Source organism: Paraflavisolibacter caeni, from assembly GCF_025628885.1.
GTDB lineage: Bacteria > Bacteroidota > Bacteroidia > Chitinophagales > Chitinophagaceae > Flavisolibacter > Flavisolibacter caeni.
Genome location: NZ_JAOTIF010000006.1, coordinates 107,460 through 118,127, shown reverse-complemented (window position 1 = coordinate 118,127; position 10,668 = coordinate 107,460). Strand labels below are relative to the sequence as shown.

Sequence of the window (10,668 nt, the reverse complement as noted above, 5' to 3'; positions counted from 1 at the left end):
CATACTCTAGGTATACTGATGGTATGCTTCAGGTATACTTGATCTACGAAGGATCCATACTTGAAAGCTGGAGTTGAAAAGGACAAAAGCGGCCATTTCCTGCCATTTTCTGCCAAAGCGGCCAGAGGGGTTTGGGGTGTGGGTGGGCAGCCCTAGCTTTAGGGTATAAATGGATGAGCTATATGGAACAGGTCTATATCAATAGTAAAGAAAGGGTGGTGATCAGGGATGGCAAGCAGGTGCCTAGACTCTTGTTGGGCATGATCCGGGGCTCGATTGGGAAGTGCTTTGTGGTGAAGCATTATAGGGCCAACAAGAAAAAGAAGTGGAAGAAAAGGATCGTGATCACCAAGTACCCGGACATGAGTGGCATAGTAGCCTCTGAAAAGCAGCGGGTAAGGAGGGATTTGTTTAAGGAGGCAGTGGTGTATGCAAGGTGGATACTCTCGGATGCGGAAAGGAAGGAGGCCTTCCGAAAGACATTGCCCAGGAAAAAGAGGAGGCATGTCTACCAGGCAGCAATCCGGTTGTATATGAACATGCAGGGAGACAAGCATTGGTTGAGAAAGCAGCTGGCAGTGAGAGGCATGATGAGCACGGGCAGAAGGGAGATGGTGGAGTTTGTGAATGGGCAATGGTCAATGGGGAATATGAAAGGTGTGCATGCTAGTGGGGTGAATAGTTGTGAGCAGATGGAGTCTTGGCGGGTGTGGTGGAAAAGGGAAGTGATTGAACATGAAGTTGAGGAAGTTTCTGAGAAACAGGATGGGTGTTTAGAGGAATTGCGGATTTAGAGGGGTAAGTTGAGCAAGAGGAAGAAGTTCTCGTTTTTCTTGTTTTCAGTTAAGCACTACTGTTGGGCTCATGCAAATTGGGCAATAAAAATTGCGAATCAGAAAAACAATGAAAGACAACAGCTTGTAAAGGTTTTCAAAATTTCTTGTTCGGATCAGCTTGGTTCGTAAATTTATCTACTGTTAGCCGCCACATATGAGACTTCTTACAGCATTAATTTTTATACTGGTGCTGCTTTCTTGTAAGGAGAGTAATCATCCACCCAATGCCACCGCTGCTAATTCTTCTGCTAAGAATGAAAGCCTTACTACTTTTAAGGATGAAATGCCTGTAGAACTATACTACTACAAATGCGACTACTCAAAGAATCAATTTATAACGATTTTAAGTTCAGGAACTAAGGATACGACTACTGAAGTTTGGGGAATTGATAAAAGAGATATTGAAGAACTGCCTATAATTGAGCTAAAGGAATTAGACTCAGGCACGATAATTAAGAAAGCTGAAGCACATTTGAAGAAAAGGTTTCCAGGTATGAGTTTACAATTATCTGGCTTCCAAGTGGAGAGTATTACTGACAATGACACTTCTAATTCCAGAAATAAGTTTGTGGAAGTAACCTTCCAATACAATAAGAGAGGCTATTATCAGATAGTTCCATTATTGTCCGATGGCAGAATAATTTTAAGCAACAATGAATAAGTAAGGCGGCTGACACATATGTTCCTGCCATAGCGGCTTAGTACCAGTAATCAACTTCCATATCTCAGCTTATCACCATATCTTTAACCCTGCTACGGTACCTCAGACTGCCGCCACAGGGCAGGAACACCTGAGACCGTTTTGCGTCATGTTCGGAGACTCGGCAAACTCTGTCAACACAATTTTCTAACCTGATATTAGAAGCATGAAAAAGCAACTACTTTTTAAATTGATAAGTGCTTCTCTCTTATTCTTTATTCACATAAATACAAAAGCCCAGAATAGTAAAAGTTTGCCTAACAAAAATTCCTCCTCATCAATTTTAAACGGTGCTTGGAAAATGGTTTATGATAATGTGAATGGAAGAATAACCGTTGCTAAAGATCAACCGCTTAAGGTTTATGTGCTCTGTGACGGCTTTTGGATGTGGTTCGGGCCCGATTCTGCTGGGAAATGGAACCAGGGCGGAGCTGGAACTTATGAAATAGACGGTAATATCTGGAAACAGAAAGCCATTTATTCTTTCGACCCTGATCGCATTGGCTATATTAACTGGTCGAAATTTGAATTGCGGAACGACACACTGTACATGCAGAATTATGTAAAAATGTTTTATAAAGATGAAGATGTAACAGCCGGTTCTCCCAAAAGAAATGTGAAATGGGTAAGATTTAAAGAATAGAATTACGAGACTATTCCCCTTAAAGACAGAAACACGAACGCACAACAGTTGTATTTGCAATAGCAGGACACGACGTTGTTAGCTTCAGCAGCAGTAGTTCTGCTCATCTCCAGTACCCGAGCTTGACGTTATTAAATTCAGCTATGCATTATTTCTTTAAACTTCAGTCTTTCAATCTAACTTCGGTTCGGACGGGACGTTAATAAATGCCCTGCCATCGCAAATATCTGGTCGTTGTACACAAGTCTTACATCAAAATTCTTCCAAATGACAAAAGTTTTAACTGTTGGCATCTACAGAATACAGGATCCTCAGTACGAGGTACTACCCAAAAATTCTAAAGAACTAGTAAGGCTCCATGATTTAAGGAAGACTGCATTACATGACGTATTTGACAATCAAGAAATAACAAAAATCATTAGTTGGGGAAACACAGATGACACAACTTCGCATGAATATGTCGAACTCATCCTGGGTACCATGGGGGCAGCCATAATCCAACCAATTTTGATTGCAGGGCTAAAGAAACTTGGAGAGATACTGGCTGAAAAGGCAGTAGAGGAGACAACATCAGAACTTGTAAAATGGGTGATATTCAAATTGGGGAATAAAGCTAAAGAAAACAAGATATCCGAATTTAGTATAAGGCTAAAGGACAACACTCTCATACAAGTAGACCCTCCACAAGGAAATTCCAAAATCCGCATTTCATTCAAAGATGGCGAAGTAGTTTCAATAAAATACAAATTGGAAAAATAGAAAATAACAGCCTCAACTGATGTAGCTTTTGAAAACAATTAAAACCATAAGCAGCAACAGATGATAACTGAATTTAAATGCCATATTCCACAATTCGCTATTGACGATTTACAATCGAGGTTAAGGCAAACCCGGTGGACAGATGAAATCAAAGGCTCAGATTGGCAATATGGTGCTAGTCTTTCTTACATCAGGGAACTAGCTGATTATTGGTTGAACAAGTTTGACTGGAGAAAAGTCGAAGATAAAATTAACCAATACCCCAACTATGTAGTAGAAGTTGAAGGGACTAAAATTCATTGTTTGCATGTTAAAGGCAAAGGGAAAAAATCAGTGCCGCTTATCATCACACATGGTTGGCCAGGTTCTTTTCTGGAAATGAATAAACTTATTATTCCTCTTACAACAAACCCTGAATTCTCTTTTGATTTAATCATTCCATCCATTCCGGGTTTTGGCTTCTCTCAAAAAATTAATGTCCCAGGTTGTAATCTTTGGTTTATAGCTGATTTGTGGAGTAAGTTGATTAAGGAATTGGGCTACGAAAAAGTTTTAGTTCAAGGTGGCGATTTCGGAGCAGGCATCAGTACAGCCCTTGCTTTAAAGCATCCTGAAGATATACTCGGTTTACACCTCAATTATATTCCTGGTTCTTATTTCCCCTTTTTATCTAAAACTGAAAAGTTGACAGAAGAAGAAATTCTTTTTCAAAAAAATGCGGAGGAATGGTATACAAGAGAAGGAGCGTATTCACATCAACACCGGACGAAACCGTTAACACTTGCATACGCATTAAATGACTCGCCTGTTGGACTGTGTGCCTGGATTGTTGAAAAATTTTATGGCTGGAGCGATTGCAACGGAAACATCGAAAGTATTTTCACTAAAGATGAATTGCTTTCAAATGTCAGCTTGTATTGGTATACTGAGACCATCCATTCTTCTATCAGGCTTTATAATGAAAACAGTCAGGTGCCTTTGCATTTTTCAAAAAATGATTTTGTAAATGCGCCTGTAGGTATTGCAAGATTTCATAAAGAAGAACCATTCCCGTCGAGAAAGTTCATAGAAAGAGGTTATAATATTCAACATTGGACAGACATTCCAAAAGGCGGACATTTTGCTGCTTTGGAACAACCTGAATTATTATCAAACGATATAATACAATTTGCAAAAAGTTTGAACCAAATAAAATAGGAACATATATTTGTTTTAATGCGAAATCGACTTTTAATAGGTTGCTTATTATTTGCCACATTCTATCTGCTTAGTTGTGATCATAAGCCTGAACAAAAGAATACCAGGAAAACGATTGATTATATAAAAGAAATACCAGGTATAAATGATAGCATACCTGCCGACGTAACCGAAAAGGGTAAAGTTCTGATCGCTTATTCAGATTGTTATACTTGTCATAAAGAAGATCAAAGATCGGTGGGACCGGCTTTTAAAGATATAGCAAAAAGGTACCCGGTAAACAAAGTTTATATTGAGATGCTTGCTCAAAAAGTAATCATCGGAGGAAGCAGAAGTTGGGGCTATCCAGTAATGGCTCCTCATCCCAAACTTTCATTTGAAGATGCAAAAATGATGGTTTCCTACATCCTGTCGATGAAAATGTAATTCACTGATGTGTTAAAAGAAATGATCAGCCCTGCCATCTGAAGCGCCTATGTAAGCAACGGAAAGATTTCCTGGTTTTCGAAGGATGGTGAATCAATCGAACTTACAATACAACTATCTTTCAGATAAAAATAAAAAATCAACGGCATCGGTGAAATGAAACAATAAGTACACAGACTACAGCCAATTCACTAATACCTTTGATCGCTATGTGCAATTATAAATCGACCCTCAAGCTATGCTTACAGAAAAGGAAATTCTAGAAAACTTAGACAACTCCAATAAACAAGGTTATTACTGCTCATTTATTGAGCTTGGACATGCATATTCTTATCTGATTGATTGCAGATTAAACGTTTTTCGTGGAGACAATGACCGCTGGGCTGTTGCAGCCGAAAGGCTTGGCTATAATCCCAGAAGAGGCGGCATTCTGCTGGACATTTACTATTTCGGCAATTGTCTAATAAACTTAGAGCATTACAATGGACAAGACACAAACTGGTACAGTGTAATGCCCGTTGATAACGATAGCTTTTGGGACACTATTAATGGTGAGTGCTTGAAACCAGATGCGGAATACTGGATGGTGAGAGGACAAAAGGTCAAATTAAGTCATAATAAACAAGATTATTTTGAAGCTGATATTGAATTGAAAGAATATGAACCAAACGAAATTTCGGCAGAAGAAGTTGGAAGACTTGTTGTACTAAAACATCGTGAGCTATTTCGTGCAACTGGTGAAGAGCTATACAAATCAATTCCAGGTGACTTAAAGAAAATTCTTGTGCTCGACGAATGGTATCATCGGGATTATATAGAAGTTGTACAACCGAAAATCAGCGATGAGCATCTTCGATACACTTATGAATTCAACAAAAATTTGGCAAGTGGACAAGAGTACATGGATTATGAAAGTTTTGCTGCTTTATTCAGACAAGGAGAGCAAAGAAATAATGAATTCAATCAACAGCAATGGCAAGACAATCGACCAAGTTCTTATGAGACATGGCAACAGATTGCAAGAGTGATAGTAACTGGTGATTTATCACATTACAAGCCTACTTTAGAACCGAATACTCATTGGAAGTATTGGCCTGACTCAGGCACTCTATAATTTTGAACAAGAGCACATAACAAGCAATTTTTGAAAGCAGGGCACATGCATTACATTTAACTTATAAACGTTAAAAACAGCAGTATATTGGTTCAAGAGCGGTAACTCAGACTTCCCTACCTTCACAAAGCTACAAGAAACGTTATGTGCATTACACGACTCTCAAAATCTATTGACGACTAAATGGGAAAATCAACTTTAATTTTATTAATTGTATTTTCTAGCCTTTCATCTTTTGGGCAGACATTTAGCATTGCAAAATTGGACAGTTTTTTCAATGCCCTGGAAAAAAGAGATTTAGCAATGGGCAGTTTGACTATTGCTCAAAATGGCAAAATTCAATACCAACGAGCATTAGGGTATGCCTATATCGACTCTATTAAAAAAATACCAGCTTCAATCAATACAAAGTACAGGATTGGCTCAGAAACAAAAATGTTTACCGCCGTAATCATCTTCCAACTTATGGAGGAAGGAAAAATCAATCTTGATCAAAAATTAAGCTTGTATTTCCCGGACCTTCCAAATGCAAGCAAAATTACCATTAGCAACCTGCTCAACCACAGAAGCGGATTGCATAATTATACGGAAGGAACAAACTATAAGGAGTGGATGGATAAGCCGACAACGCATGAACAGTTACTTAAAATTATACAAGAAAAAGGAACTGATTTTGAACCAAATGCCAGGGCAGAATATTCCAATACCAATTACCTGCTGTTAAGTTACATTATTGAAAAAATATGTAACATGCCGTATGAAATGGCTATTACAAAAAGAATCATTTCAAAAATAGGACTAGTCAATACATATTATGGACGTCCAATTGATTTAAAGAAAAGCGAAAGCGCTTCATACAAAAACGTAGAGAACAAGTGGCAGAAAGAAAAAGAAACTGATTTAAGTATTCATGTTGGGGCCGGTTCAATTGTTTCTACCCCCACCGATATGATAACATTTATTGAGGCATTATTTAACAATAAGCTTGTCAGCAAATCAAGTTTGAAAACTATGAAAACTTTGGTGGATGGCTATGGAATGGGACTGTTTCCTTTTGACCATGGCTCACAAACCGCTTTTGGGCATAATGGCAGAATTGAAGAATTTTATTCCTCGGTAAGATATTTTCCTGATGCTAAACTATCTGTAGCTTATATCACAAATGGTATCATCTATCCAAGGATAGATATAATAGATGTAGTGCTTAAAATTTGCTTCAATGAACCATTTATTGCGCCGTTTTCAAAGCCTATTACTTTGAAGTCCGAAGATTTGGATAAATATGTTGGCAAGTATTCATCAGACCAAATGCCAATAATAATTAATTGCACAAAAGACGCAAACAAACTTTTATTGGAAACAAGGGGAAAGATGTTTGAAGTAGAACCCATAAACAACAATTATTTTATGCATGCTGCTACTGGCTATTTCTTTGAGTTTTTTCCTGATAAGGAAGAATTGCAAATTAAAGATACTGACAACATCTATTACTTAAAAAGAAGTAAATAATGCACAAAACTTCCAGTTGTACGTTATGCCAGAGTGACGCTCTAAATAATTTAAAGATGCGAAAAAGATATTTGCTTTTCATCCTATCCCTTACATAGCTTAATGATAGCGTTAGTAAAAGTGAAAAATAAGGGCTGAACGAACTGATTCTATTGAACATTTGTACTATATTTAGACTGATGGTATAGTAACGCCGGTATATTGGCTAGCCCTTACTCGTTGTGCGAAATCTTTAGAATACCTATGTTATTAAAAAGATTTAATGAACCTCGACAATATTATAAAAAAATATCAGGCATTAAAATCAGATCCATTTGCAGTCTCTAATCTGATATTCAGTTTACCGCACAAAGAAAAAGTGTTTAAAACGCAGCTGTTAGAGCTTATTCAAAACAAAATTCGGGATCAAGATTCTGAGGACTTGGGTTTTTACTTATCCCTTGCTTATTGGGATGGAATAGATGAATCATATAAACCAGCACTGAAAGGGCTTATCCAAGCAACATGGCATACTTATCATGAGGACATCATAGAAAGTATTTTTGAACTTAAGGATGATGCATTTACAGATGATTTGTATAAAATCGCCATAACACCTGACCCTTACAGACAGTATGATGATGAATTAGAAGCAACTTTACGTAAATGTGTACACGCTTTAAAAGCAATTAATTCTTCAAAAGCAAACGAAAGACTGGAACAGCTAAAAGCAACTGGAAACAAGAATGTTTTGGCAGCATTAGAAATATATCACTAAGAATTCACACAACACAGAAGATAGCAAACGCTGGAAAGAATAACTATCTTTCAGCTATAAATAAATAATAGACTAAAAGAAGTAAGTGAGGGTATGGGAACACAGACTACCAAGCCTTCAACGTCCTGAAACCGTTATGAAGACTAAAATTCCGGAAACATTAATTTTTTCAAGGCTTGTTATAGGGTTGACAATAGTCGTATTAAGCAACTTTCATGTTGACCATTATAAAACAATTGCAATAACACTTTTGACTGTTGGCTTATTGACTGACATTTTTGATGGTATCATTGCAAGACACTTAAATATTTCAACACAGATACTCAGACGATTGGATTCTACAGTTGACCAAATATTCTTCATTTGTGTTGCCGTTTCGACATATATCCAATGCCCAGACTTTTATTCCAACAATGCCGTAAAGTTGACAATACTTATAGGCTTTGAGGCTTTAACTTATTTAATCAGCTTTTTGAAATTCAGAAAAGAGATTGCAACACATTCAATTGGGGCAAAAATCTGGACACTGCTGCTTTTTGCGACGCTTATTCAAATCATAGTTGAATGCCAATCAAATGTTTTATTCAACCTTTGTTTTTGGGTTGGCTTATTGACAAGACTTGAAATTATAGCGATCATCCTGACTTTAAAAAATTGGACAAATGACGTGCCTTCATTTTACCATTCCATCAAACTTAGGCATAACAAGGAAATTAAAAGACTCAAAATATTTAATGGATAAGACTTCTGCCAACAATTGAATGGTAGTCCTGAACCTATAGCCAGCTTTGAAATGACTATTATTCAATATTTTTAACTAAATTCAAAACGAAGAGTATAAGGAGTGGATTCGCACCTCAATAGAAACTTTACGCAAAGAGTCAAATCCAGTTGAGGACAGAGATGAATCCTAATGTTCTAATTTTTGACTTCGGGCTTTAAAAGCCCTGGACGTTAAGCAGTAATTGAAAACAGACCTCGTGACACCGAAACAAATAGAACGACTTAAAAAGAAAATTGCCGACATTAAGCGAGCGCTTGCCGCAGAAAAAAGAAAATTTGGCTGGTATGACGATGGACGGGGACTTCGGTATCTACCTACGAAATATTTTATTCAACTTGGAGACTATTCCGGCGGCTTGACTTATACGAAGTGGTTTGACAAAAATTTTCCTGATGACAGTGGCTTCCCCGACTTTTTATTCGAGTGGACAATTATTCTTTTCAAAACAGGCAGGATAAAGGAGGCAGAGCAGAAAGCTTTTCAAACTTTTTGCCGTAATACTTACCTGTTCGACAAATTTTTTGGCAGGCCTATTATACCTTTTGATAAATGGGAAGGTTCAAACCTGGAGGCGCCAGGTTTTACAGAATATCTTGACTATTCATGCAGGCAACCGGCTCTTGGCGACTTTAGTGAATGGCTCGCCTCATTCATTTCGACACAGGACTTCATTAATCGCAGTAACAAGTACATTGACATTCAAAAGCGGCTAAAGACCGAAGATGATAGTGAGACACGACATTATTTGGTCAGACAGGCAAATCAATTAGAGCAATCCGGTTGACAAGGAACAGCTGCTTACATTTGGTTTGGTATACTGGCGATGCGGCAGAAGTCTCTAAAGCGGAAAAGCCGTAAATTTGACTTTCAAGCACACGTATGACTCGCCAAGCTATCATAGAGAGGACGCTCAGAGCAATCAATCAGTTGCCCGAAGAAAAAGCAGAGGAAATTTCTACTTTTGCTGAATTCATCATGAAACAATACGAGGAACAACAACTCACCCAAGGCATACAGAAAATAGCTGCCCAGAGTTCAACATTTGATTTCCTCAACCAGGATGAAGACCTCTACACAGAAGCAGACCTGAAAGAAGTGTACAATAGCAAAAAGTGACATTGTACTTATCACCTTTCCCTTTACTGACTTGAGTGGCAGCAAACTCCGCCCTGCTGTTGTTTTAGTAGACACGCCAACAGACATTACCGTTTGTTTTATCACCACCCAGGTTGGCTGGCATGAACCTACAGACATTTTACTACAGCCGAATGCCACAAATGGCCTGCGCAAGACCTCTTTGATTAGGACCAGTAAGATTGCGACACTTGACAAGAGTTTGGCAAAAGGTCTGTTGGGACATCTGACTTCACAGGAGACAGCAGAATTGAATACAAAGCTAAAAACCTTGTTGCAACTTCACTAACATTAATGCACGCCCGGCAACAAGCAGTTTTCTTCAATAGCGACTGATGTCTATACGCTAACCACAGTAATTTATTTAACTTCAATATGTAAACCAGGCAATTGGAACATAGACTGACGCTATTTCACGAAAGCTGCGGATCAGTTGCCATCTATTAAAAATTAAATCAAGATTGAAATACGTACCTAAACAGCAAGTATCCTATTCAAAAAAAACAAAACTCATACTTTACACCCTTGGAATTGCAATCCTTGCCTTTTTGCTCTATATCCAGTATTATCAAAAAAAGATGCAGGTGGAAACCATCGATATGTGTTCAATTATAAGAACCACAATTATTGATATAAGCTTCAGCAATGGCAACAGGAAAAGCAAGTTATATTTTAGAAACAGCCAGAATGAAGTGAAACATGTAAACGTTAATTACTCCGAATGTCAGGAGTACAAGCACGGAGACACTATAACAGTGTATGCAAATGACGAGAGTGATTGGTATGAGATTGCCCCATCAACACTAAGA

Annotated in this window: 13 protein-coding genes; all 13 read left to right on the top strand. The window is 37.9% G+C overall.

Annotated features, from left to right (window positions below):
* Positions 1-182 precede the first annotated feature (182 nt).
* The 13 genes from OCK74_RS10690 (at position 183) to OCK74_RS10630 (ending at position 10,148) form a co-directional block, all read left to right on the top strand.
* Complete coding sequence (locus OCK74_RS10690) at positions 183-794, top strand: hypothetical protein (RefSeq protein WP_279297025.1); 612 nt, start codon at positions 183-185, stop codon at positions 792-794.
* Positions 795-990: 196 nt separating this feature from the next.
* A complete protein-coding gene (locus OCK74_RS10685; RefSeq protein WP_279297024.1) occupies positions 991-1,497 on the top strand; it encodes a hypothetical protein in 507 nt (168 codons plus the stop codon).
* A 205-nt stretch (positions 1,498-1,702) separates the two neighbouring features.
* The gene (locus tag OCK74_RS10680) at positions 1,703-2,179 is read left to right on the top strand and encodes a hypothetical protein (RefSeq protein ID WP_279297023.1); all 477 of its coding nucleotides are present in this window, start codon (positions 1,703-1,705) and stop codon (positions 2,177-2,179) included.
* A gap of 267 nt (positions 2,180-2,446) precedes the next feature.
* Positions 2,447-2,938 (top strand): hypothetical protein, encoded by a 492-nt coding sequence (locus OCK74_RS10675; protein WP_279297022.1) that lies wholly within the window; start codon positions 2,447-2,449, stop codon positions 2,936-2,938.
* 60 nt (positions 2,939-2,998) lie between these two features.
* On the top strand, positions 2,999-4,135 hold the full coding sequence (locus tag OCK74_RS10670) for an epoxide hydrolase family protein (RefSeq protein WP_279297021.1): 1,137 nt from the start codon (positions 2,999-3,001) through the stop codon (positions 4,133-4,135).
* Between the two features lie 18 nt (positions 4,136-4,153).
* Entirely contained in the window at positions 4,154-4,561 is a 408-nt protein-coding gene (locus tag OCK74_RS10665; RefSeq protein WP_279297020.1) for a c-type cytochrome, read from the top strand.
* Positions 4,562-4,799: 238 nt separating this feature from the next.
* A complete protein-coding gene (locus OCK74_RS10660; protein WP_279297019.1) occupies positions 4,800-5,675 on the top strand; it encodes a DUF7003 family protein in 876 nt (291 codons plus the stop codon).
* Between the two features lie 183 nt (positions 5,676-5,858).
* Complete coding sequence (locus OCK74_RS10655) at positions 5,859-7,184, top strand: serine hydrolase domain-containing protein (protein WP_279297018.1); 1,326 nt, start codon at positions 5,859-5,861, stop codon at positions 7,182-7,184.
* 262 nt (positions 7,185-7,446) lie between these two features.
* The gene (locus OCK74_RS10650; RefSeq protein WP_279297017.1) at positions 7,447-7,941 is read left to right on the top strand and encodes a hypothetical protein; all 495 of its coding nucleotides are present in this window, start codon (positions 7,447-7,449) and stop codon (positions 7,939-7,941) included.
* 136 nt (positions 7,942-8,077) lie between these two features.
* Positions 8,078-8,683, top strand: coding sequence for a CDP-alcohol phosphatidyltransferase family protein (locus OCK74_RS10645; protein WP_279297016.1), 606 nt, complete (start codon positions 8,078-8,080; stop codon positions 8,681-8,683).
* Positions 8,684-8,921: 238 nt separating this feature from the next.
* Positions 8,922-9,509 carry a hypothetical protein gene (locus OCK74_RS10640; RefSeq protein ID WP_279297015.1) on the top strand — a complete coding sequence of 196 codons (588 nt, stop codon included), beginning with the start codon at positions 8,922-8,924 and terminating at the stop codon, positions 9,507-9,509.
* Positions 9,510-9,604: 95 nt separating this feature from the next.
* Complete coding sequence (locus OCK74_RS10635; RefSeq protein WP_279297014.1) at positions 9,605-9,841, top strand: hypothetical protein; 237 nt, start codon at positions 9,605-9,607, stop codon at positions 9,839-9,841.
* 31 nt (positions 9,842-9,872) lie between these two features.
* On the top strand, positions 9,873-10,148 hold the full coding sequence (locus tag OCK74_RS10630) for a type II toxin-antitoxin system PemK/MazF family toxin (RefSeq protein ID WP_341483189.1): 276 nt from the start codon (positions 9,873-9,875) through the stop codon (positions 10,146-10,148).
* Positions 10,149-10,668: the final 520 nt, after the last annotated feature.

What these genes read in the sequence shown, in the direction of transcription:
- OCK74_RS10690 (WP_279297025.1), top strand. Translation starts at nt 183, where the DNA reads ATGGAACAGGTCTATATCAATAGTAAAGAAAGGGTGGTGATCAGGGAT.
- OCK74_RS10685 (WP_279297024.1), top strand. Translation starts at nt 991, where the DNA reads ATGAGACTTCTTACAGCATTAATTTTTATACTGGTGCTGCTTTCTTGT.
- OCK74_RS10680 (WP_279297023.1), top strand. Translation starts at nt 1,703, where the DNA reads ATGAAAAAGCAACTACTTTTTAAATTGATAAGTGCTTCTCTCTTATTC.
- OCK74_RS10675 (WP_279297022.1), top strand. Translation starts at nt 2,447, where the DNA reads ATGACAAAAGTTTTAACTGTTGGCATCTACAGAATACAGGATCCTCAG.
- OCK74_RS10670 (WP_279297021.1), top strand. Translation starts at nt 2,999, where the DNA reads ATGATAACTGAATTTAAATGCCATATTCCACAATTCGCTATTGACGAT.
- OCK74_RS10665 (WP_279297020.1), top strand. Translation starts at nt 4,154, where the DNA reads ATGCGAAATCGACTTTTAATAGGTTGCTTATTATTTGCCACATTCTAT.
- OCK74_RS10660 (WP_279297019.1), top strand. Translation starts at nt 4,800, where the DNA reads ATGCTTACAGAAAAGGAAATTCTAGAAAACTTAGACAACTCCAATAAA.
- OCK74_RS10655 (WP_279297018.1), top strand. Translation starts at nt 5,859, where the DNA reads ATGGGAAAATCAACTTTAATTTTATTAATTGTATTTTCTAGCCTTTCA.
- OCK74_RS10650 (WP_279297017.1), top strand. Translation starts at nt 7,447, where the DNA reads ATGAACCTCGACAATATTATAAAAAAATATCAGGCATTAAAATCAGAT.
- OCK74_RS10645 (WP_279297016.1), top strand. Translation starts at nt 8,078, where the DNA reads ATGAAGACTAAAATTCCGGAAACATTAATTTTTTCAAGGCTTGTTATA.
- OCK74_RS10635 (WP_279297014.1), top strand. Translation starts at nt 9,605, where the DNA reads ATGACTCGCCAAGCTATCATAGAGAGGACGCTCAGAGCAATCAATCAG.